The sequence below is a fragment of the Galbibacter sp. BG1 genome, from assembly GCF_013391805.1.
Taxonomy (GTDB): domain Bacteria; phylum Bacteroidota; class Bacteroidia; order Flavobacteriales; family Flavobacteriaceae; genus Galbibacter.
Genome location: NZ_CP058364.1, coordinates 1,945,119 through 1,968,433 on the forward strand (window position 1 = coordinate 1,945,119; position 23,315 = coordinate 1,968,433).

Sequence of the window (23,315 nt, forward strand, 5' to 3'; positions counted from 1 at the left end):
CACCTTGCGGAAGCAGGGCATTAATCGGCGGAGATACAACTTAACAGTATATAAACGGAAGAGTGAAAGGGGAATCTATAAAACCCTGCTAGCGATAGCGGTGGTCTAAATTAATCAAATTGGATTTTCAAGATGGATACAGAAAAATTAAGAACAATACACGTTCAATTTATAAGTTGGCTTGAAACTAAACGGAATCAATATGTAATTGATGAATATATTAATTATGTAAGAGATAAATTGTTAGTTTATGAAAGATATTCAAAAGATCAAGATAAATCTATTCTCAATTCTGAAATCCCTAGATCGATTAGTCGCTATTTGGACGAATTTTATGTTGATTTTGATTTTATAAGGGAAGCTAGAGTTTACTTTGATCAAATGAATAAGGTTTGGGAAGAATCTCTCCATCGCCAGAGCGAGCGAGGGTTGAAATCAAATAAATTTATAAGATGATTCGTATTAGGAACAAAGAAATAGTAATCTTTGAAGGTGAAACTTTGGATTTGGTGTATAGCCAATTACAGGAACCTTATTGGTTAATTGTGTCTAACGATCCGATGTATAAGAACTTTGGATTTTCAAAGGAAGCAAGCGTATACGTTAAGAAATTAAAAGTCAATAAATATTATGATTATAATGCATTTAGGATTTCAACCTACTGCAATTATAAAGGTGATCTCTATTACCTTGAAAATATAAAAAATGAAACCGTAATCCTTTCCCCAGAAATAAAAACGAAGCAGAAATTAGGAATTCATATTTATGATGATAGAAGAATTGAATTATCCTATGAGAAATTTATAAATGAGGTAGAAGAAATATGGGAGGAGAGAAGCGCTATTGAGGGTTTTAGATTTGAAGTGGAACCAATCTTTTTTATTAAAAAGACAGAATAATAGAACAGTTTAGCCGGGTATTTAATCCCTGATACCCCACTATTGTATCGTGTGGTGTTGAGGCAGAACAAAATATGTAGCGATAGAAACTTAGGTATTAAACATTAAAAATGAGCCGTTGCTTTATAGTTATTACTAACTAAGCACTGTTTGAAAGTAATTTTTTTATTTGGCTTAAATTAAAAATCAGATTGTTAAACACACACTTATGGAAGAAAATAAAATGGTAAATAATGTTTTTAGTTTTTTAATGCTTGGATTTCTATCAGTGGTTTTTATATATCTACTTCCCTTACATTTTTTTAGAGGAGCAGACCCAAACTTAAAAATTTCCAAATTGAAGAGTTTAAGCTTGAATTATTTATATAATACCAATAGCTACATGGGGATGACTTTGATAACAGATTCTTCCGATACGTTAATTCATCGTTTTGATTTGTCTGAAGTAGAGTACAAAAAAATGATCAATTTTTTAAAGGAGAAACAATTGGTTAAATTCATAGAGCTAAGCAAAATATTACCCTTTTACGTATACAAAAGCGAGGAAGTTTCATTAAAATTGAAAAAGATTGGATATCAATTAAAGGATGTAGGCCAGAGGGACATAAATGGGAATGTCGCCATATTGAAAATGGATGACAGTCATTTAATTGGGGGTGGTTTAGGTGTGTTTTTTTCTTATTTTTTTGGTGCTGTAAGTATGATTATTGGTATTCTCATTTTATTATTATTTATTCTAATTATTCAATTAAACATAAGGTCTTATAATGAAACAGGAAATTATGTAGGTTTTCCAGAATGGAAGCCTGTTGATAATAAATTATATGGTTTGAAATTTATTCTGCGAGGATTCAAAAATAAGGAAGAAGACAATTGATAAAAAAATGGAATAGCGGATTAGTAGATATAGATACTGCACCTGAGCCTTACAAATCCCCCGCTAGCGAGGGGAGCAAATTAAAAGGAAATTCTTTGTAGAAGTTATCCGGGATATGGACAGGATGGAGGTTCTCTATTTATCTTTAATAGTACAATTATAGTGAATTGATTAATAAATTTAGGGACAGGAGGAGTAATTGGATTAAAACATTAAGTCAATGAGCCAAGAAGAAATAAAGAAAGAATTTTTAAGAAAATTGGAGTTGTTTTATAGAAATTTTGGTAGTCATTGGACAATAAATGATTTTTCGAATAATCCAACGGAAAAAAGAATAATTAAGAATTTCTTACTCTCGTTGTCCAGAAAACATATCATTGAATTAGATAAAGATTTTGAAGGTTTTGAAGTGCTGGATTTACCATCAAATCACGATGATTTAATTTAAACATATAAATAATCCCGCTCGCGTTAGCCGGGGCGGGAATTAAATAATAATTTTTAAAAAATTAATGAAGTTGAAGGATCCTGTAAAAGATATATTGTCATTGGGCTACTGGATTATAATGGTGGTGGTACTAACGTTTCTTATGCCGCCTTGGGCTTTTAAAGAAGCGAGTCCAAAGCTTAGTGAGGGGAAAATTGTAGAGTTTAAACTTGAATATTTGTATAATTCCAAATCTTATCTTGGTTTGTCTGTTGTTACAAACTCGTCAGAAACCTTAAGGATAAGATTTGATACATCTAAATCGGATTATAAAAAGGTGTTGAGGTTTTTGAAGAAAAAAGATTTTATAATTAGTAAGGAGTTAAATGAAGTGCTACCTCTGCACTGGTATAGAAACGATGAGCGTATAAAACAAATGGAAAAGGTAGCTTTCAAGTTGAAAGATACACCTAAATTGGATATAAATGGTAATATCAAAATTTTAAAGCGTACAAAGATGGAGGGGAAGCAGAAGGGTTTCCGGATCCTGTAAAGCTAAAACTTGAAGGATTCAAATACGTTTTCCGAGGATTTAAAAATAAAGAAGAGGATAATTCAGCGGAAAATGAAACGTCAAATCTGTAAACGTAAGTATCCCCCCGAAAAGTCCTTATATTAGGACATGTCCGCCTACAAAGCAGTTGGGCTTGAATACCTATTTATATAATGTATGGAACGCCCCAGCATCCTCCCGCAATAAAAAACACCCCCGTAACCCCCACATACAAAAGCACTTACAAAAAAGATTAAAAATACTTTAAAAAGGCCTTGCAAATAAGCAGGAATAGTTTCTATATTTGCACCCGCTTTGGAAGGGAGATGAGATCGACCGACCGTGGCGAAGTTCTTTAAAACAGGGTGTTTTTGCGGGTTTTACCGAGATTGGAGGGGCGATTTAAAAGTCCTGAAAAAAAACAGAGATAAAGCTTGCGGGGAACAAAAAAGTAAGTTACTTTTGCACCCGCCCAGCGAAAAACACCGGGCATGCTTTAAAAGGCAGGCAACGTTCTGAAAAAAAGGGTTTGTTTTGGGTTTTGGTCTTAGAGTCCGCTAAGGAAAATAAAGACCAAAAAAAATTCAAAAAAAGCTTGCGGGGGACAAAAAAGAGTTTTACTTTTGCACCCGCTTTAAGAACGAAGGTTTTTTAGGGCAAAAAATAAAAGACGAATACGAGTTCATTGAAATATTGTTGACAGCACGATTTTATATTGTTCGATCGGTTTTAAATTGAGAGAGCAGTAGTAAGATCACCTAGTAAAATTAAGCAAAATTATTTTGAGTCTTGACTTTGAGTTATGGGCGTTAATGGTAAAATATTTAACGATCAACGATGAAGAGTTTGATCCTGGCTCAGGATGAACGCTAGCGGCAGGCCTAACACATGCAAGTCGAGGGGTAGATAGGGCTTGCTCTATTGAGACCGGCGCACGGGTGCGTAACGCGTATGCAACCTACCTTTTACAAAGGGATAGCCCGGAGAAATCCGGATTAATACCTTATAGTATTGCGAATGTGTATTCATTTGCAATTAAAGTTTCGGCGGTAAAAGATGGGCATGCGTCCTATTAGCTAGATGGAGTGGTAACGGCACCCCATGGCAACGATAGGTAGGGGTCCTGAGAGGGAGATCCCCCACACTGGTACTGAGACACGGACCAGACTCCTACGGGAGGCAGCAGTGAGGAATATTGGACAATGGGCGGAAGCCTGATCCAGCCATGCCGCGTGCAGGAAGACGGCCCTATGGGTTGTAAACTGCTTTTATACAAGAAGAATAAGGGGCACGTGTGCCCCGATGACGGTATTGTATGAATAAGCACCGGCTAACTCCGTGCCAGCAGCCGCGGTAATACGGAGGGTGCAAGCGTTATCCGGAATCATTGGGTTTAAAGGGTCCGTAGGCGGGTGTATAAGTCAGGGGTGAAAGTCTGTCGCTCAACGATAGAATTGCCTTTGATACTGTACATCTTGAATTGGTAGGAAGTGGTTGGAATGAGTAGTGTAGCGGTGAAATGCATAGATATTACTCAGAACACCGATTGCGAAGGCAGATCACTACTACTTGATTGACGCTGATGGACGAAAGCGTGGGGAGCGAACAGGATTAGATACCCTGGTAGTCCACGCCGTAAACGATGGATACTAGCTGTTGGGCCTTCGGGCTCAGTGGCTAAGCGAAAGTGATAAGTATCCCACCTGGGGAGTACGTTCGCAAGAATGAAACTCAAAGGAATTGACGGGGGCCCGCACAAGCGGTGGAGCATGTGGTTTAATTCGATGATACGCGAGGAACCTTACCAGGGCTTAAATGTAGTCTGACAGGACTGGAAACAGTTTTTTCTTCGGACAGATTACAAGGTGCTGCATGGTTGTCGTCAGCTCGTGCCGTGAGGTGTCAGGTTAAGTCCTATAACGAGCGCAACCCCTGCCGTTAGTTGCCAGCGAGTCATGTCGGGAACTCTAGCGGGACTGCCGGTGCAAACCGAGAGGAAGGTGGGGATGACGTCAAATCATCACGGCCCTTACGTCCTGGGCCACACACGTGCTACAATGGTCGGTACAGAGAGCAGCCAGTGGGCGACCACGAGCGAATCTATAAAACCGATCACAGTTCGGATCGGAGTCTGCAACTCGACTCCGTGAAGCTGGAATCGCTAGTAATCGGATATCAGCCATGATCCGGTGAATACGTTCCCGGGCCTTGTACACACCGCCCGTCAAGCCATGGAAGCTGGGGGTACCTGAAGTCGGTGACCGCAAGGAGCTGCCTAGGGTAAAACTGGTAACTGGGGCTAAGTCGTAACAAGGTAGCCGTACCGGAAGGTGCGGCTGGAACACCTCCTTTCTAGAGAAACCATGGAGTTCTTAACGAGAGGGCAAGGGTAGGAATGGTTTTGCTTAACGCTGTCAATAAATATAACATAAGAAACAGTCTCGTAGCTCAGCTGGTTAGAGCGCTACACTGATAATGTAGAGGTCGGCAGTTCGAGTCTGCCCGAGACTACAAAAAGGTCGAGGGGCGGCGAGAAGTTCATCGCGACATTTATCGTCGTGAAGTCTGCCCGGGACTACAAAAGGTCGAGGGGGCAACGGGAGTTGCCAAACGGGCACACGTTCATAAAAGTAACATATTGAAAGGAAATTCTGGAAGCTAGAGAGTTCTAAATTCGTAATTCTGAATTCAAAAATTCTGAATTCCAAATTGGGGGATTAGCTCAGCTGGCTAGAGCGCCTGCCTTGCACGCAGGAGGTCATCGGTTCGACTCCGATATTCTCCACGACGGCACACAAACGCATTTTTTGTGGTGGTTATCAAAAAAGCTACAAGAAAGCGGCCGGAACGTTCATTGACATATTGAGATAAAGAGATACGAGAAAGTATTGCGAAGAGCAATACATTTTAAGTAGACTATAGAGAAAAGAATCTTAAGTTCTGTAAACAATTGCACGATTGTTTATGGGAACAGTAATAGAATAAAAGAGCAAAAAGTACAATAAGCTATGTAAGGGCGTATGGGGAATGCCTAGGCTCTCAGAGGCGATGAAGGACGTGATAAGCTGCGAAAAGCTGCGGGGAGTGGCACACACACATTGATCCGCAGGTATCCGAATGGGGCAACCCGGCATATTGAAGATATGTCACCTATTTATAGGAGTGAACCTGCCGAACTGAAACATCTAAGTAAGCAGAGGAGAAGAAAACAAGAGTGATTCCGCTAGTAGTGGCGAGCGAACGCGGAACAGCCCAAACCAATGTTGTTACGGCAACACTGGGGTAGTAGGACCACGACATTTGATGTATTTTGAACTGGAACCCTTTGGAAAGAGGGGCCATAGAAGGTGATAGCCCTGTATAGGCAAGAAATATGATCGATAGTGGTATCCTGAGTAGTGCGGGGCACGTGAAACCCTGTATGAATCCGGCGGGACCATCCGCTAAGGCTAAATACTCCTGAGAGACCGATAGTGAACCAGTACCGTGAGGGAAAGGTGAAAAGTACCCTGAATAAGGGAGTGAAATAGAACCTGAAACCATACGCTTACAAGCGGTCGGAGTGCTGACCTTGCGTCAGTATGACGGCGTGCCTTTTGCATAATGAGCCTACGAGTTACTTTTACTAGCGAGGTTAAGTACTTCAGGTACGGATCCGTAGCGAAAGCGAGTCTGAACAGGGCGCCATAGTTAGTAGTAGTAGACGCGAAACCGTGTGATCTACCCATGGGCAGGGTGAAGCTGTGGTAACACACAGTGGAGGCCCGAACCCGTTGACGTTGAAAAGTCTTGGGATGACCTGTGGGTAGGGGTGAAAGGCCAATCAAACTCGGAAATAGCTCGTACTCCCCGAAATGCATTTAGGTGCAGCGTTGATTTATAGTTTTATAGAGGTAGAGCTACTGATTGGATGCGGGGGCTTCACCGCCTACCAATTCCTGACAAACTCCGAATGCTATAAAATGTTTTTCAGCAGTGAGGGCATGGGTGCTAAGGTCCATGTCCGAGAGGGAAAGAACCCGGACCATCCGCTAAGGTCCCCAAGTGTATACTAAGTTGAAAAAACGCGGTTTGATTGCTTAGACAGCTAGGATGTTGGCTTGGAAGCAGCCATTCATTTAAAGAGTGCGTAACAGCTCACTAGTCGAGCGATCGAGCATGGATAATAATCGGGCATAAGTATACCACCGAAGCGATGGATTTGTATGTAAATACGAGTGGTAGGGGAGCATTCCAAACTGGGCAGAAGGTGGACTGTGAGGTCTGCTGGACCGTTTGGAAAAGAAAATGTAGGCATAAGTAACGATAATGCGGGCGAGAAACCCGCACGCCGAAAAACCAAGGTTTCCTCAGCTATGCTAATCAGCTGAGGGTTAGTCAGGGCCTAACGCGAACCCGAAGGGGGCAGTGGATGGACAACAGGTTAATATTCCTGTACCTGCACATAGATAAAAGTGACGGAGGCGGAAAGTTGGTGCGTGCTGACGGAATAGCACGTTGAAGGGAGTGGCAACACCCCGATAGTACACTAAGGCTACGGCTGCGGTGATAATCCAGCGGACCGACTTCCAAGAAAAGCGATATGTGCAGCCTGTACCGCAAACCGACACAGGTGGTTGGGATGAGTATTCTAAGGCGCTCGAGAGATTCATGGCTAAGGAACTAGGCAAAATAGACCTGTAACTTCGGGAGAAAGGTCGCCCCGACGGTCAAACGTCGGGGCCGCAGTGAAAAGGTCCAGGCGACTGTTTATCAAAAACACAGGGCTCTGCTAAATCGAAAGATGATGTATAGGGCCTGACACCTGCCCGGTGCTGGAAGGTTAAGGGGAGATGTTACCCCGAGCAATCGGGGGAAGCATTGAACTGAAGCCCCAGTAAACGGCGGCCGTAACTATAACGGTCCTAAGGTAGCGAAATTCCTTGTCGGGTAAGTTCCGACCTGCACGAATGGTGTAACGATCTGGACACTGTCTCGGCCATGAGCTCGGTGAAATTGTAGTATCGGTGAAGATGCCGATTACCCGCTGTGGGACGAAAAGACCCCGTGCACCTTTACTATAGCTTCGTATTGACTTTGGATAAGTGATGTGTAGGATAGGTGGGAGACTTTGATCATGTATCGCCAGGTATGTGTGAGTCATTGTTGAAATACCACCCTTTACTTATTCGGAGCCTAACTTCTTTTTAGAAGGACAGTGCGTGGTGGGTAGTTTGACTGGGGTGGTCGCCTCCAAAAGAGTAACGGAGGCTTCTAAAGGTTCCCTCAGCACGCTTGGTAACCGTGCGTAGAGTGCAATGGCACAAGGGAGCTTGACTGAGAGACCTACAAGTCGATCAGGTACGAAAGTAGAGCATAGTGATCCGGTGGTTCCGCATGGAAGGGCCATCGCTCAAAGGATAAAAGGTACGCCGGGGATAACAGGCTGATCTCCCCCAAGAGCTCACATCGACGGGGGGGTTTGGCACCTCGATGTCGGCTCGTCACATCCTGGGGCTGGAGAAGGTCCCAAGGGTTGGGCTGTTCGCCCATTAAAGTGGCACGCGAGCTGGGTTCAGAACGTCGTGAGACAGTTCGGTCTCTATCTACAGTGGGCGTTAGAAATTTGAGTGGATCTGACTCTAGTACGAGAGGACCGAGTTGGACCAACCGCTGGTGTAGCTGTTGTCCCGCCAGGGGCATGGCAGCGTAGCTATGTTGGGAAGGGATAAGCGCTGAAAGCATATAAGCGCGAAACCCGCCACAAGATGAGATTTCTTTAAAGGGCCGTGGGAGACGACCACGTTGATAGGCTACAGGTGTAAAGGCAGTAATGTCACAGCCGAGTAGTACTAATAACCCGTAAGCTTATGTACAACAGTCCCCTTGCCTTTGCAAAGGGCAAGGGGGCGCAAACTCTTTTAAATTCTGTACGTTTTTTTCAAATAGGTACTTTTCCAGTATTTTTTTATCTCCATATGTTAACTTATTAAAGGCCCCACCTGACCTCCCCCAAGGGGAGGGACAAGGGGAACATTATCCCGCCCGCCTCCTTTGGAGGGGCCGGGGGAGGCTTTAAGACTTAAGGTGGTTATAGCGACGGGGCTCACCTCTTCCCATTCCGAACAGAGCAGTTAAGCCCGCCAGCGCCGATGGTACTACATCCTTGTGGGAGAGTAGGTCGCCGCCTTCTTTGCCTGCCAACGGCAGGTTTATATACAATCCCGACTTCCGGATGGAACGTCGGGATTTTTTTTGCCCCTTCCCGAAGGTTACGGGGGGCACACATGGTGCCCAAGGGCATGGCAACTGTCCACTATCTTTCCTATATCCAAAGGATTATTGATTAATCCTAGTAAATACAATACGGTTTTTAGAATATCCTTAAAAATGGATAACTTATTGATTAAATGTGCTCAAACACGTTTAACTGTAAATATTATTCAATAATTTTAAAGGTGTTAATTTGTTTTGAATAAACTAACTAAGCATAAATGGGAGTGATGGAATTTTCTACCGCAGAGCATAAAAGGTTAAAGGAAAACTATTCTGAGGAAAAGGATTGGCTAAAATGGGGACCGTATCTTAGCGAAAGGCAGTGGGGAACCGTAAGGGAAGACTATAGTGCCAACGGCGATGCTTGGGGCTATTTCACCCACGACAACGCACGTAGTAGGGCCTATCGGTGGGGAGAAGATGGTATTGCTGGTATAAGCGATCGTTATAGTAATATTTGCTTCGCTATTGCGCTATGGAATGGAAAGGACCCTATTATTAAGGAACGCTTATTTGGTTTAACAGGTCCTGAAGGAAATCACGGAGAGGATGTAAAAGAACTCTATTATTATTTGGCCAATACACCCTCGCATTCTTACATGAAACACTTGTATAAATATTCGCACAAGGAATATCCGTATAAGAAAATAGTTGACGAAAACCGAAAGCGTGGTTTAGAAGATCTGGAATACAAGGTGTTGGATACTGACTTATTTAAAAATGGAAATTATTTTAATGTAGAAACAGAGTATGTAAAAGCTGGAACACAAGATATTTTAATTAAAATTACGGTAAACAATGTTTCTGAAGATAAAGCTACATTACACCTACTTCCCACCTTATGGATGCGTAATCAATGGGATTTTACGGGAATAAAAGAGAGACCTTCTATAAAAACAGACAAAAATTCCAAACTTAATTCTGTAACGGCGCATCATCCTTATGTCGGAAAATACAAATTGTATTTTGAAAAGCCTAATCATTTATTTTTTACGGAAAACGAAAGCAACGAGGAACTGCTATATGGCCGTGAAAATGACCATCCTTATAAAAAAGATTTGTTTCACAACGCCTTAATTGAAGGGGATATTACACTGCCAACAACTAAAACCGAAGGAACAAAGTTTTCCCCTGTTTATAAACTAGAGTTGGAGGGTAAGGAATCTAAAGTCGTTCGACTTCGGTTTTCATCAGAAGAAATTGAAAACCCTTTTAATGCCGATTATGAAAGCATCTTTCAGCAAAGAGTAAAGGAATATAACCAATTCTATGATGCAATATGTAAGGGAGAAACTTCAGAAAGAAAATTAATACAGAAACAAGCTTATGCCGGTTTGCTATGGACCAAGCAATACTATAATTACGATGTGGAGACATGGTTGCAGGGAGACTCAGAGGTTTCTGTGCCCCCTGTGGAACGTTTATCTGGCAGAAATAGTAACTGGAAAACTCTTAGGAACCACGATATTATGTCGATGCCAGATAAATGGGAATACCCTTGGTATGCCTCTTGGGATTCGGCTTTCCATTGTGTCGCTTTTGCTAAAGTAGATCCCAATTTTGCAAAACAGCAGCTGCTGTTATTCACCCGGGAATGGTACATGGCTCCTAATGGACAAATTCCAGCGTACGAATGGTCTTTTAGCGATGTAAACCCTCCAGTGCAAGCATGGGCGGCCATCAAGGTGTACGAAATAGAAAAGGAACAGAAAGGGGAAGGCGATATAAAATTCCTTAAACGAATATTGAACAAATTGGCATTGAATTTTACCTGGTGGGTAAACAGGTTGGATGTAAATAACAACAATATTTTTGAAGGTGGCTTTTTGGGACTGGACAACATAGGTGTTTTCGATAGAAGTTACGGTGTGCCTGGAAATGGAACCCTAGAGCAAGTGGACAGTACTTCTTGGATGGCACTCTACTGTTTGAGTATGCTAAAAATAAGTTTAGAAGTTTCCATGGTAGACGATGCCTATGAAGACATGGCGGTTAAATATTTTGGCCATTTTGTTTTTATTGCGGAAGCACTCAATAAAATTAGTGTGAACCAGGAAGGCAGCTGGGACGATAATGAAGGTTTTTTCTACGATAAGCTTACGTTGCCCTCTGGGCAGTCTACCCCGATTAAGGTTCGGTCTATTGCGGGTTTACTCTCCTTGGCGGCGGTACTGAATATTAAAAAGGAAGTATTGAAAAAGTTACCACGGTTTGAGCAAAGTGTTCGTTGGTTTCAAAACCACCGCAGAAAATCTTTAAAATATCCGGTGATCCAATCTTTTGTTGAAGGTCAAGATTTATTACTTTCCCTTGTGCCACGAAATAGAATTTTGGTGATGATGAAAAGTTTCTTGGACGAAAACGAATTTTTAAGTCCGTATGGAATCCGTTCCCTCTCCAAGATTCATACCGACCCTTACCATATTAAAATTCAAAACATAGATTACAGTATTAGTTATGAGCCCGGGGAATCTACAGTGCATCTGTTCGGCGGAAATTCCAACTGGCGCGGCCCCATTTGGATGCCTATTAATTATCTTTTTATTCAAGCCATGAAAGAATACGAAAGTTATAACGATCGTACCATTTATCTTGAATTTCCAACCGGAAGCGGAAAAAAGATAAGTCTTCAGGACATTATTGTCAACCTTAGCGAACGTTTAATAAAAATGTTCGAAGCTAATGAAGAAGGAGACCGCCCCATAAATATTCAGCATAAAGAACAATACCGAGATAAGCTGTTTAAAGACTTAATCCTTTTTTACGAATATTTCGAAGGGGATAACGGTAGGGGGCTAGGGGCTGCCCATCAAACAGGATGGACGAGCTTGGTGGCTAATCTTATCGATGATATCTCGAAATAATTATTTGTAGTATTTCTGTTTTTTCTTCAGAAGATATTTCATTCAAAATTACTACTTGAGGCCATGAATTTCATGACTATAATAACTTTAACATTATTTTAAGAAAACCGCTTTTCTTTTTTCTTCGTTAATATAGGTGAAGATTAATCATAAAAACATCAATTATGAAAAAGAAAATCATAAAAGTTCATCAGCCACAACGTTCTAATAATAGACGTCAATTCCTTAAACTTGGAGGTCTTGCAGTGGCAGGAACAGGTTTATTAATGGCTTGTAATAACGACGACGATCAAGATATGATGATGCCACCAGACGGCGGAGTATTCGATCTAGGAGAAGGCGATTTAGGGGTTTTAAACTATGCTTATGCCTTGGAGCAATTGGAAGCAGATTTCTACACGAAAGTTGTAAACTCTTTTTATGCCAATATTAGCGACCAGGAAAGACAAGTTCTTACCGATTTATACTACCATGAAGTGAACCATAGGGATTTCTTTCAAACAGCAATTACCGCTGCAGTTGATGGAAACACAGAATTAGTTTTACCCCAGTTGGAGTTTGATTATGGGAATTTAGATTTCAATAACAGAGACCAAGTTTTGGCAACTGCTAAAACCTTGGAAGATACAGGTGTTGCTGCCTACAATGGTGCGGGTAGACTTATTTCCAATCCAGATTATTTATTAATTGCCGGAAAAATCGTTTCTGTGGAAGCAAGACACGCTTCTGCCATAAGAACACTTATTAATCCAGGTTCTGCAGATTTTGCAGGAGATGATATTGTAACCGTAGATACCGGTTTAGATGCGGCTTTAGACCCATCGGATATTTTAGCGGCAGTAGCAGCTACTGGATTTATAAAAACTGAATTCACGGCAAATAACTTGCCATAATCAGTGGTATTATAATTAATAAATAACATCATTTAGTTCAGCAAAACGTTGAATAAACTTTAAAATTGAAAACTATGAATATTATAAATTTTTTAGATGATTTTACCACAAGCAATCTTTTAGAAGGTAAAACATCGCGTCGAGATATATTTGGAACTTTAGGGAACTTAGGAAAAAAAGCAGCGATTGCAGCTGTACCATTTGGATTAGCTACCATGCCTAAAAAAACCTATGCGCAGTCTATGAATACAGATCCTGTGGGGGCATTGCAGTTGGCATTGACTTTAGAATATTTGGAGGATGAGTTTTACGATTTAGCCTTGCAATCTGGAGTATTGCCAACGGGACGCCCAGAAACCGTATATATGCAAATCTCTAAGCACGAGCAAGCTCACGTCGATTTTCTAATCGCCGGACTGGAAGGTGCAGGAGTAACACCAGTTTCTAAGCCTACTTTCGATTTTACGGTAGGTGGGGCTTTCGATCCGTTTAACGAAAATGGAGCAGGACAGGAAACTGCATATGCCCAATTATTGGCATTGGCACAAGCTTTTGAAGATACAGGGGTAAGAGCTTATAAAGGTCAAGCCGGAAATTTATTGGGATCACCATTTTTAACGGCGGCTCTACAGATTCACTCGGTAGAGGCAAGACATGCATCAGAAATTAGAAGATTAAGAGGATTGAAAGGATGGATTACCAATAACGAAAGAGGTGCCGGAATGCCAGAAGCGACACAGGCTGTGTATAATGGAGAAGAAAATGTAATTCAAGGTGGAGTAGATGTTACTACCCTTGGTTCTGGTGATGCTTTTGGAATGGCTGCTTCTACGGAAGCCTACGATGAAGCATTGTCTGGAGACGATGCTGTATCTATCGCTAGTTTATTTATAGTTGATGAAGAATAGCAGATAATATTTTTAATGGTTGGTTGTTGAGGCCATTCGGGGAATTTTTTTCCTGAATGGCCTTTTTCGTTTGCAAAAGCAAGGAACTCCATAATTTCTAGCGCAAGGTTCTTTTTGAAACAGAAGGCATTTTTTTATGGTTTGGTTTCAGGACAAAATTGATTAGCTGAACAGTCTATAGTAATGGGATTTATAATAAAAGTATCAGATGCGACACCAAATTTTTTAAAGTGCTCAATTAAATTATTTTTACAAAAATAAAAATTTTTAGGTTTCGTGAGGGAGCGTTATAGTGGTATAATGATGTTTTTCGGCGTTGCTTAGCATCGTTTAGGCTAAACAATGCGATGTTTACGTGAAAATATCCGCTTTTTTAATAGAAATCCGAATATTTTTAATTTCCAGATTAAAATATTATTCCGAACGATTAAAATGTCCGGCGAATTAATGATAAGTTGTATAGTGCCAATCATAAATTGGATGGTAATACCTAAAAAAAGGGTATTCATACCAAAAGACCGTATGTTTTTGCCGAAACGGTTTATGAAGGTTTGATAATGATTGACTACCAAGATTATCCGTTTATTGATTTCTTTAGGACACGAAAAGTTTTATCTATAATTTAGAAAAAAATAACTATATTTAAAAAGGTAATAAATATAATGAGGTTATTGGAATTACCATCACTCTAAAAATATGAATCTATGATATTTGAAATAAAATTTATTAAAAACTGGAAATTAACATTGCTCATATTTCCTTTTTTGCTACTAAATATTTCTTGTTCAGATGAAGAATATAAATTTTATATAGTTGAAAATCCGGGGGCAATTTTCATCGATAATGATCAGTCAAATTATTCAAAAGGAGAATTGTTGTGGGTAAATATTAATATTTTGGACACACAAAAAGATCAATTTACGAATTCGGAAATTGACATCTTTAAGCTTACAGGGTCTAGAGAAACCTTTGTCAATTTGTCCATATTCAAAATAGATAGTTCTGAAATTAGCGCAATTGCTTTGAATCCTGATTCAATTCAAGTCGAATTTGGGTCAATTGTTATTCAGGATAATTTCAAAATTTTAGGTCGAGCCATTCACGAAAATGGCCAATACGAAATGAGGGTAGGAATACCTCTAATAGATTCTGGAATGTTCTTTTTAGCGAATAGTGATCATACAATGGGAGACCAGACTTTTGCTTTTAATACAGATGGCAATAATGAAATTCAATTTAAAACCCATATTCGAAATTCAAATAAAAATGGTAGATTTGAGTTTGTTGTTAAGGACTAAACAGTTATAAATAAAAAATTGAATGGGTTCAAACTAAATGGTATTAACGCTTATAGTTATGCCCATTTGTTATTTAAATCGGTCATTTATGATTACTTTTTAATAATTCCACGAGATTTGAGCGTTTTATTAAAATTGTGGTTGTCAACTCAAGTCGTATTTTGTAACATCCATCTATTAAATACATGATCAGGCTATAAGCTCAGCAAATCCAGGACTCGTTCCAAGGCCATTCCGCGAGAGCCTTTGATTAAAATAGTTTCTTCTTTAGGTTGATGGCTTTTAAGGTGCTCTTTAAGAGCCTCAAATGTTTTAAACTTTTTTAATGAGCTGTCGATATTGTAAAAATTTTCACCAACTAAAAAAGCATTATTAAAGCTTAAATCTGTTACCAGATTTGCTATATTTTGGTGTTCTTTCTTGGCATCTTTGCCAAGTTCAAACATATCTCCTACAATAACAAGTTTTGAATTTCCAGGGTTGTTCTTAAAGTTTTTGAGAGCGACCTCCATACTGGATGGATTGGCATTATAAGCGTCTAGCACAATATTGTATTTACCGTGTTTTAATATTTGGGATCTATTGTTGGCAGGAGTATACGCCTCAATGGCTTCGGTAATTTTTTCCTCAGCCACCTTAAAATAGTGTCCAATGGCTATGGCAGCCGCAATATTGGTAAAATTGTAATCGCCAATAAGATTGGATTTTATAAGATTGCCATCCATAAGTATGTTTACAAAAGGATCCGTAGATTCCAATTGTATTTGATAATCAGCTCCAGTAAATTGGCTAAATCCGATTTTGTTTGCATAACCTTCCAATTTTTCTTTCTGAATTCTATCGTCGGCATTAAAAAATATAGTTTTTTCTTTATTTTTTAAATGTGTGTAAAGTTCACTCTTGCCTTTTATAACGCCTTCTACACCGCCAAAGCCTTCTAGATGGGCTTTTCCAAAATTGGTGATATAACCGTAGTCTGGTAAAGCAATATTGCTAAGATTTTCGATTTCTTTTTGGTGGTTGGCACCCATTTCCACAATCCCGATTTCGGTATTTTTATCCATGGAAAGTAGCGTTAAGGGAACACCGATATGGTTGTTTAAATTCCCTTTGGTAGCAATGGTTTTGTGTTTTTTGGAAAGGACCGCATTGATCAACTCCTTGGAAGTGGTTTTGCCGTTACTACCGGTGAGCGCGATGATGGGGAGCGCCAAATACTTTCTGTGAAAGGTGGCTAATTCCTGTAGGGCATTAAGGCAATTATCTACCAGAATAATATTTTTGGAGGTTTGATATTCTTTTTCATCTACAACTGCGTAATCCGCTCCTTTTTTTAGGGCCTCTTCTGCAAACTGGTTACCATTAAAATTGGCGCCTTTTAAAGAAAAGAATATAGAACCTTTTTCAATTTTCCGGGTGTCGGTTACGACCCCGTTAGTGCTTAAAAATATACTGTGTAGCGCTGCTGTTTCCATAAAATAAATGTATAAAAAAAGCTCTGAATAAATCAGAGCTTTTTGTAAGAATATTTTGTTTGAGATTAGTGTCTCGGGGTTTTCTTTTCTTTGGCTTTAGAACCAACTCTAGACATTGCACAGCGGAACCCTATATAATCGGTTGCCATATACTGAGGTAAATATCTTCGTTGTGCTGGGTCTAACCAGTATGCCCTGTCTTTCCAAGAACCTCCTTTGTATACACGAACTTCGTCGTTAATTAGGGTTGTTCTGTTGTTGGAGTCATCAATCTGCTTTACAAGGTTTCCTGTGGAATCCCTTTGTATTTGATTTTTAGGGGCGTTGTACATTCTTTTGGAATCGTCAAGCTCTTCATCATCACTAAACATATCGTAATATCTAGTAGAACCTTTATCACCATCTCTGTAGTTTCTATTGTCGCTGGTGTCGAAGTTGGTTCTAAGATATGTATCATTTTGATCTACGGGAACCATTGCAATTTCACCTGGCAGGTTACGAGCTACAATTTTACCGTTGCTTAGGGTATCGTATTGAATACCGTCTCTACCAACAATTTGTACTTTTCCATCTTCACCAATAGAGGTTTTCATATAAACGTTACCACGGTAGTAGTTAAAGTCGTTTGCTTCGTCGTCTACAATAGGTCGGTAAACATCGGCTACCCACTCTGCAACGTTTCCAGCCATATCATACAATCCCCAGTCGTTTGGAGGGTACGATTTTACTTGCGCTGTGATGTCTGCACTATCGTCGGACCATCCTGCAATTCCACCGTAATCACCTTTTCCTTGCTTAAAGTTTGCCAATTGGTCTCCACGGGTTTTTCTCTTTCCAGAACGGGTATATTCACCTTCCCATGGGTATTTTTTTCTTCCTCTGTAATTGTTGTACTCTCGTGTTCCAACTAAAGCAGCTGCTGCATATTCCCACTCGGTTTCTGTAGGAAGTCTGTAAGAAGGCATAATAACCCCGCTAGATCTTTTAGCGAAAACATTGGTAGAGTCTTTCTTACCTTTCATGTTTCCTTGTAGCGAGTCTATTTGGCCGCCATAAATACTTTCAGGACTGTTTAAATAGGTTTCTGTACTAAATCCACCATCTGTTTCTCCGTTGACAACTGCATACTTGCTATTTTTAGCTAAATATCCTTCTCTTTCCAACATCGATTCGTTTACCCGGTCGGTTCTCCATTCAGAAAACTGAACCGCCTGAACCCAGTTAACACCTACAACAGGATATTCTGCGTAAGCGGGATGGCGTAGGTAATTATTTGTCATTACTTCATTGTAACCCAGCCTATTTCTCCAAACTAGAGTGTCTGGTAGCGCACCTTTATAGATGTTTGCATAGGCAGGATCGTCTGGTGGATAAACGCTTTTAAGGTAATCAAGATATTCCATGTACATCTTGTTGGTTACCTCGGTTTCATCCATGTAAAAAGACTGAACGTGTTGTTGTGTAGGTGTGTTGTTCCAGTCGTGCATTACATCGTCTTGTACTTTCCCTCTAGTGAAGGTCCCACCCTCTAGGAATACAAGTCCAGGAGCCGTTTCTTGCTCTTTAAAATTTGTATTGTATTGGAAACCACCTTCCTTCGAATTGATTTGCCAACCAGTAGCTCTGGAAGTGTTTTTGTCGGAGTTTTTACAACTTGTAAAACTCGCAAAAGCAACCAAGCATAATACATATGGGTTAAATAGATACTTCTTCATAGTTAAGATTTGAGTTGTCTTAAATAAGTGTGCAATATAGTAATTAAGTAAATTAATGCAATTTTTTTCATAAAAATTGTCAGTATAATGTTGTCAAAGTTAGCTCCGCTGTTGTCAAAACGATTAAATAACATTTTTATTATAGATGGGGCTTCAATAATTGACTAATACGGATTCAAAATTGCTGAATTCCTGTAAACTTTCAGATTTAATAATGAGGTTAAATAGCGTTTGTGGCCTTTCAGAAATAATCTTTTTTATACTGAAAATGTAAAGCAGAAATAAGAGTGTAGAATCCCATGAATTTTACAGAAACTTCAGAAAAGAATAAAAAAAATTATCATTGCACAAGATTTTTGTTAATAACACGTTAAAGGTTAAAGCTTATCCTAATTAGAGGGAGAGTTGTTTAACTGCAATAAACAGTTATATTTGTATAAAGAACCTGAACTTATGAAATTAAAACTTTTACTCCTTAGCCTACTGCTTTCCGCGAGTTTTTTAAAAGCTCAAGAAGAATCTAGAGTTATTACTACTGCCGTTCCTTTTTTAACTATTGCCGCAGATGCACGATCTGGTGGAATGGGGGAATTGGGTGTTACCACTTCTGCGGATGTATTTTCGCAACAATGGAACCCTGCTAAATTTGCTTTTGCTGAAAGACAGTATGGAGTGGGCCTTAGTTATACACCTTATTTAAGTCAGTTAGTAAACGACATTGCTTTGTTGAATGCTTCCTTTTATAATAAGTTAAACGACAGAAGTGCATGGGCAGCGAGTATCCGTTATTTTGGTCTGGGTGATATTGAATTTATTACAGAAAACGAAGCGCAAATGGGCGCACCCGCAACCATAGTAAGGCCAAATGAATTATCCATAGATGCTTCTTACTCCTTAAAATTAAGTGAAACATTTTCCATGGCAGTGGCCGGAAGATTTATACGCTCCGATTTAAAACTGCAAGATGAAACAACCGATGGAACTGCAGCCAGCTCTTTTGCTGTAGATATTGCTGGATTCTATCAATCGCAAGAAATTGCTTACAATGCCTTTAATGGTGTTTGGCGTGGGGGATTCAATATTTCCAATATTGGACCTAAAATTAAATATGATGACGCCATCAGTAGAGAAAGTCCGCTTCCAACCAACTTAAAATTGGGTGCCGGGTTCGACTTTATCTTCGATCCTATGAATGTTCTTTCCGTAAATACAGAATTTAATAAATTGTTGGTGCCAACCCCAAGCGATTCTAATGGGGATGGAGAAATAACCACGGAAGATGATTATTACAACGAGAGCTTTTTCTCAGGTATGTTTTCTTCTTTTGGGGATGCTCCAGATGGTTTTAGCGAGGAATTGAGTGAAATTACGTGGGCTCTTGGTTTTGAGTATATGTACAATGAAGCTTTTGCGCTAAGAACCGGTTATTTTCATGAAAGTCCAGAAAAGGGAGCACGGGAATTTTTCACCCTGGGAGCTGGATTTACCTTTAAGGCAACTACTATAGATCTTTCATATTTGTTCTCAACATCCAATGTTAGGAATCCGTTGGAAAACACCTTACGTTTTTCCCTTACCTTTAATTTAGGGGATGAGTTTTATAACTAAGTAATAAGTTGTTCCCTATGAAAGATGAAATCATTCAGTTTCTAAAAGATGCCTGTCTATAGAAATTATTGTATTTTGCTGCTGTAATTTTGTTGGAGAATAGACTATGAAAAAATTAGAAATAACTGCTACTCTTACTGTTTTCGATTCGCTGGATGAACTTCCTGAGGAAGTAAGGCAATTAATGATAAAAGCTGTTTCTGCCCGAAAAAATGCGTATGCACCCTATTCCAAATTTAGAGTGGGAGCAGCGTTGGATTTGGAGAATGGGGAAATTGTGGTAGGGAGCAACCAAGAAAATGCGGTTTACCCGAGCGGATTATGTGCAGAGCGCGTAGCCATTTATCAAGCAGGGGCTTTATATCCTGCCATAAAAATTAAAACCATGGCCATTTCTGCATCCTCCGATGCTTTTAATGTATTAACTCCAACCCCTCCCTGTGGAGCCTGTAGACAGTCTATATTTGAATACGAAGAAAATCAGAAAACACCTATAGAAATCTATTTTATGGGGGAAACAGGAAAAGTGGTTAAAGCAGATGCCATTAAAGATTTATTGCCGCTTACCTTTGGAAAAGCTACTTTGAATAATATTTAACAAAAATCTCGTATAAAAGCAGTTTTTCATTTTTACACTTTTATTGAAAACGCTACTTTTGTATTGCGTTTTAAAATCCCTTTTAAATTCTAGCGGGTTTTATTGAAAAATGAATACTGTTAATTTTAGGTTTTTACGGATTGGTAAAAATTTAAATAGTAATATTCAGCGCCCAATGTTTGGCTAAAAGAAATTTATAGATGAAAAAAGTTACAAAAGAAGTTTACTTAAAATGGTATGAAGACATGCTGTTTTGGAGAAAGTTTGAAGATAAGCTGGCAGCGGTTTATATACAGCAAAAGGTAAGAGGTTTTCTTCACCTTTACAATGGTCAAGAAGCTGTGCTAGCTGGTACTTTACATGCAATAGATCCTAAAAAAGATAAGTTGATTACTGCTTATCGAAACCACGTACAGCCAATTGGTATGGGTGTAGATCCTAAAAAGGTGATGGCCGAGCTTTATGGAAAAGCTACCGGAACCTCTCAAGGTCTGGGTGGATCCATGCATATTTTCTCAAAAGAGCATAACTTTTACGGAGGTCATGGTATTGTTGGAGGTCAGATTCCACTAGGAGCTGGACTTGCATTTGCAGATAAGTTCTTCAAAAGAGATGGTGTAACTTTATGTTATATGGGAGATGGAGCAGTAAGACAAGGGTCTTTACACGAAACCTTCAATTTAGCCATGCTTTGGGATTTACCAGTGGTTTTTATTTGTGAAAACAATGGGTATGCCATGGGAACTTCCGTAGCAAGAACTTCTAAAGAACAGGAAATTTGGAAATTAGGACTTGGGTTCGATATGCCTTGCGGTCCTGTAGACGGGATGAACCCGGTAAAAGTTGCAGAAGCTATCCACGAGGCAGTAGAAAGAGCTCGCTCTGGTGGTGGCCCAACTTTCTTGGAAATGAAAACATACCGTTACCGCGGTCACTCTATGTCAGATGCGCAGCACTATAGAACCAAAGACGAGGTGGAGGAGTACAAAAAAATCGACCCAATTACGCAGGTTAAAGATATCATTTTAGAAAAGAAATATGCTAAAGAGGAAGATATCAAGAAAATCGACAAACGTGTAAAAGATCTTGTAAAAGAATGCGAGCAATTTGCAGAGGAGTCCGATTTCCCAGACAAAAACGTAATGTACGATGTAGTGTACGAACAAGAAGATTATCCATTTTTACAGCATAAACTTTAAAGATAATGGCAGAAATCATTAACATGCCTCGTTTGAGCGACACCATGGAAGAAGGGGTCGTAGCAAAGTGGTTAAAGCAAGTAGGAGATAAAGTAGAAGAAGGCGATATATTAGCGGAAATCGAAACTGATAAAGCTACTATGGAGTTTGAATCTTTTCACGAAGGGACATTGTTGCATATTGGTATAGAAGAAGGCGATGGTGCTCCTGTAGATTCCCTTTTGGCAATTATTGGAGAAGAGGGTGAAGATATTTCAGGATTGATCAATGGTGAGGGGAAATCTTCAGAAGATTCTAAAGACAAGGAAGAAAAGTCTAAAGACAAAGAATCCGAAGACAAAAAATCAGAAGATAAAAAAGATAATGAGAAAGAAACTTCTAAAGAAGACTCCAGTGAGGATGATTCTGAAGGAGGGGAAATTCCAGAAGGTGTAGAAGTGGTTACCATGCCACGCTTGAGTGACACCATGGAGGAAGGTACAGTTGCTTCTTGGTTGAAAAACGTGGGAGACGATGTGGAAGAAGGCGATATCTTAGCGGAAATTGAAACCGATAAGGCGACCATGGAATTTGAGTCTTTCTATGCCGGAAAGTTACTTTATATTGGTATTGAAGAAGGGCAATCGGCCCCTGTTGATGATATTCTGGCAATTATCGGCCCAGATGGAACCGATGTAGATGCGGTTTTAGCGGCTAGTAAAGGTGGCGGCCAATCAGCTTCTAAAAAAGAATCAGGTTCTGAAAAAGCTGACGAAGGCAAAGAAGAGCAAAAAGAAACTTCCAAAGAAACTAAAGAAAGCTCTCAAGAGCAAAAATCTACTTCTTCATCTTCCTCTAGCGATGGAAGGATTTTCGCTTCACCTTTAGCCAAGAAAATGGCAGAAGATAAAGGGATTGATCTTTCCAATGTAAATGGATCTGGTGAGAATGGAAGAATAGTTAAGAAAGATATAGAAAATTATAAAAAACCTGCGGAAAGCAAACCTGCAGCCCAAGAAAGTGCTTCCCCTTCTAGCGCAATGCCTTTTGTTCCTGCTGGAGAAGAGAGTACAGAAGAGAAGAAGAATTCGCAAATGCGTAAAACCATTGCGAAGCGTCTTGGGGAATCTAAATTCTCGGCTCCTCACTACTACCTTACTATTGAGGCGGACATGACCAATGCGATGGCATCCCGTAAACAAATTAATGAATTGCCAGATACCAAGGTGTCTTTTAACGATATGGTGGTGAAGGCTTGTGCCATAGCTCTTAAAAAGCACCCAAAAGTTAATACAACTTGGAAAGGGGATGTAACGGTTTACAATCACCATGTGCATATTGGGGTTGCTGTAGCCGTTGATGAAGGTCTTTTGGTACCGGTATTGAAATTTACCGATCAGATGAGTCTTACCCAAATAGGTTCTCAAGTGAAAGAATTAGCTGGAAAGGCGAGAAACAAGAAAATAACGCCTGCCGAAATGGAAGGTAGTACTTTTACTGTTTCTAATTTGGGAATGTTCGGGATTCAAGAATTTACCTCTATTATCAATCAACCGAACTCTGCTATTCTTTCTGTTGGGGGAATTGTAGAAAAGCCGGTGGTTAAAAATGGGGAGATTGTGGTAGGACATACCATGAAAGTAACATTGGCATGCGATCACCGTACGGTTGACGGTGCCACTGGAGCTCAATTTTTACAAACTCTACAGGCCTATTTAGAAAATCCTGTTACCATGTTGGCGTAATAAGTCAACTTATAATACCATG

The 23,315-nt window shown here is 39.8% G+C and carries 15 protein-coding genes, 2 tRNA genes and 3 rRNA genes; 18 read left to right on the forward strand and 2 right to left on the reverse strand.

The window, feature by feature from the left end:
• Positions 1-132 precede the first annotated feature (132 nt).
• From HX109_RS08620 to HX109_RS08685, 14 genes are all read left to right on the forward strand, one after another.
• Positions 133-456: a hypothetical protein gene (locus tag HX109_RS08620; protein WP_178951140.1), complete on the forward strand. Its 324-nt coding sequence runs from the start codon at positions 133-135 to the stop codon at positions 454-456.
• Complete coding sequence (locus tag HX109_RS08625; RefSeq protein WP_178951142.1) at positions 453-899, forward strand: hypothetical protein; 447 nt, start codon at positions 453-455, stop codon at positions 897-899. The genes HX109_RS08620 and HX109_RS08625 overlap by 4 nt, the downstream gene beginning before the upstream one ends.
• A gap of 208 nt (positions 900-1,107) precedes the next feature.
• Complete coding sequence (locus HX109_RS08630; RefSeq protein ID WP_178951144.1) at positions 1,108-1,776, forward strand: hypothetical protein; 669 nt, start codon at positions 1,108-1,110, stop codon at positions 1,774-1,776.
• A gap of 220 nt (positions 1,777-1,996) precedes the next feature.
• The gene (locus HX109_RS08635) at positions 1,997-2,224 is read left to right on the forward strand and encodes a hypothetical protein (RefSeq protein WP_178951146.1); all 228 of its coding nucleotides are present in this window, start codon (positions 1,997-1,999) and stop codon (positions 2,222-2,224) included.
• A gap of 70 nt (positions 2,225-2,294) precedes the next feature.
• On the forward strand, positions 2,295-2,756 hold the full coding sequence (locus HX109_RS08640; protein WP_178951148.1) for a hypothetical protein: 462 nt from the start codon (positions 2,295-2,297) through the stop codon (positions 2,754-2,756).
• Between the two features lie 834 nt (positions 2,757-3,590).
• A 16S ribosomal RNA gene (locus HX109_RS08645) occupies positions 3,591-5,108 on the forward strand.
• 85 nt (positions 5,109-5,193) lie between these two features.
• Positions 5,194-5,267 (forward strand) — tRNA-Ile (locus HX109_RS08650).
• A 200-nt stretch (positions 5,268-5,467) separates the two neighbouring features.
• A tRNA-Ala gene (locus HX109_RS08655) sits at positions 5,468-5,541 on the forward strand.
• A gap of 214 nt (positions 5,542-5,755) precedes the next feature.
• Positions 5,756-8,611 (forward strand): 23S ribosomal RNA (locus tag HX109_RS08660).
• Between the two features lie 207 nt (positions 8,612-8,818).
• A 5S ribosomal RNA gene (rrf, locus tag HX109_RS08665) occupies positions 8,819-8,928 on the forward strand.
• The 16S, 23S and 5S rRNA genes sit together here with 2 tRNA genes alongside, the layout of an rRNA operon.
• Positions 8,929-9,238: 310 nt before the next feature.
• The gene (locus HX109_RS08670; protein ID WP_178951149.1) at positions 9,239-11,875 is read left to right on the forward strand and encodes an MGH1-like glycoside hydrolase domain-containing protein; all 2,637 of its coding nucleotides are present in this window, start codon (positions 9,239-9,241) and stop codon (positions 11,873-11,875) included.
• A 164-nt stretch (positions 11,876-12,039) separates the two neighbouring features.
• On the forward strand, positions 12,040-12,768 hold the full coding sequence (locus HX109_RS08675) for a ferritin-like domain-containing protein (protein WP_178951151.1): 729 nt from the start codon (positions 12,040-12,042) through the stop codon (positions 12,766-12,768).
• A 74-nt stretch (positions 12,769-12,842) separates the two neighbouring features.
• A complete protein-coding gene (locus tag HX109_RS08680) occupies positions 12,843-13,676 on the forward strand; it encodes a ferritin-like domain-containing protein (RefSeq protein ID WP_178951153.1) in 834 nt (277 codons plus the stop codon).
• Between the two features lie 704 nt (positions 13,677-14,380).
• Positions 14,381-14,974, forward strand: a complete 594-nt coding sequence (locus tag HX109_RS08685; protein ID WP_178951155.1) for a hypothetical protein — start codon at positions 14,381-14,383, stop codon at positions 14,972-14,974.
• Positions 14,975-15,168: 194 nt separating this feature from the next.
• Here HX109_RS08685 and HX109_RS08690 read toward each other — a convergent pair whose 3' ends face one another.
• Positions 15,169-16,449 (reverse strand): UDP-N-acetylmuramoyl-tripeptide--D-alanyl-D-alanine ligase, encoded by a 1,281-nt coding sequence (locus HX109_RS08690; protein WP_178951156.1) that lies wholly within the window; start codon positions 16,447-16,449, stop codon positions 15,169-15,171.
• Positions 16,450-16,514: 65 nt separating this feature from the next.
• Positions 16,515-18,164 (reverse strand): gliding motility lipoprotein GldJ, encoded by a 1,650-nt coding sequence (gene gldJ / locus HX109_RS08695; protein ID WP_178951158.1) that lies wholly within the window; start codon positions 18,162-18,164, stop codon positions 16,515-16,517.
• A 453-nt stretch (positions 18,165-18,617) separates the two neighbouring features.
• Here gldJ and porV point away from each other — a divergent pair, with 453 nt between their 5' ends.
• From porV to HX109_RS08715, 4 genes are all read left to right on the forward strand, one after another.
• Positions 18,618-19,772 (forward strand): type IX secretion system outer membrane channel protein PorV, encoded by a 1,155-nt coding sequence (porV, locus tag HX109_RS08700; protein WP_178951160.1) that lies wholly within the window; start codon positions 18,618-18,620, stop codon positions 19,770-19,772.
• A gap of 106 nt (positions 19,773-19,878) precedes the next feature.
• The gene (cdd, locus tag HX109_RS08705) at positions 19,879-20,370 is read left to right on the forward strand and encodes a cytidine deaminase (RefSeq protein WP_178951162.1); all 492 of its coding nucleotides are present in this window, start codon (positions 19,879-19,881) and stop codon (positions 20,368-20,370) included.
• A 200-nt stretch (positions 20,371-20,570) separates the two neighbouring features.
• Positions 20,571-21,569 carry a pyruvate dehydrogenase (acetyl-transferring) E1 component subunit alpha gene (gene pdhA / locus HX109_RS08710; RefSeq protein ID WP_178951163.1) on the forward strand — a complete coding sequence of 333 codons (999 nt, stop codon included), beginning with the start codon at positions 20,571-20,573 and terminating at the stop codon, positions 21,567-21,569.
• A 5-nt stretch (positions 21,570-21,574) separates the two neighbouring features.
• Entirely contained in the window at positions 21,575-23,293 is a 1,719-nt protein-coding gene (locus tag HX109_RS08715) for a pyruvate dehydrogenase complex dihydrolipoamide acetyltransferase (RefSeq protein WP_178951165.1), read from the forward strand.
• The last annotated feature ends 22 nt before the right edge of the window (positions 23,294-23,315 follow it).

Excerpts from the sequence above, each read along its gene's own strand:
- HX109_RS08620 (WP_178951140.1), top strand. The coding sequence starts at position 133 with ATGGATACAGAAAAATTAAGAACAATACACGTTCAATTTATAAGTTGG.
- HX109_RS08625 (WP_178951142.1), top strand. The coding sequence starts at position 453 with ATGATTCGTATTAGGAACAAAGAAATAGTAATCTTTGAAGGTGAAACT.
- HX109_RS08630 (WP_178951144.1), top strand. The coding sequence starts at position 1,108 with ATGGAAGAAAATAAAATGGTAAATAATGTTTTTAGTTTTTTAATGCTT.
- HX109_RS08635 (WP_178951146.1), top strand. The coding sequence starts at position 1,997 with ATGAGCCAAGAAGAAATAAAGAAAGAATTTTTAAGAAAATTGGAGTTG.
- HX109_RS08670 (WP_178951149.1), top strand. The coding sequence starts at position 9,239 with ATGGAATTTTCTACCGCAGAGCATAAAAGGTTAAAGGAAAACTATTCT.
- HX109_RS08675 (WP_178951151.1), top strand. The coding sequence starts at position 12,040 with ATGAAAAAGAAAATCATAAAAGTTCATCAGCCACAACGTTCTAATAAT.
- HX109_RS08680 (WP_178951153.1), top strand. The coding sequence starts at position 12,843 with ATGAATATTATAAATTTTTTAGATGATTTTACCACAAGCAATCTTTTA.
- HX109_RS08685 (WP_178951155.1), top strand. The coding sequence starts at position 14,381 with ATGATATTTGAAATAAAATTTATTAAAAACTGGAAATTAACATTGCTC.
- HX109_RS08690 (WP_178951156.1), bottom strand. The coding sequence starts at position 16,449 with ATGGAAACAGCAGCGCTACACAGTATATTTTTAAGCACTAACGGGGTC.
- gldJ (WP_178951158.1), bottom strand. The coding sequence starts at position 18,164 with ATGAAGAAGTATCTATTTAACCCATATGTATTATGCTTGGTTGCTTTT.
- porV (WP_178951160.1), top strand. The coding sequence starts at position 18,618 with ATGAAATTAAAACTTTTACTCCTTAGCCTACTGCTTTCCGCGAGTTTT.
- cdd (WP_178951162.1), top strand. The coding sequence starts at position 19,879 with ATGAAAAAATTAGAAATAACTGCTACTCTTACTGTTTTCGATTCGCTG.
- pdhA (WP_178951163.1), top strand. The coding sequence starts at position 20,571 with ATGAAAAAAGTTACAAAAGAAGTTTACTTAAAATGGTATGAAGACATG.
- HX109_RS08715 (WP_178951165.1), top strand. The coding sequence starts at position 21,575 with ATGGCAGAAATCATTAACATGCCTCGTTTGAGCGACACCATGGAAGAA.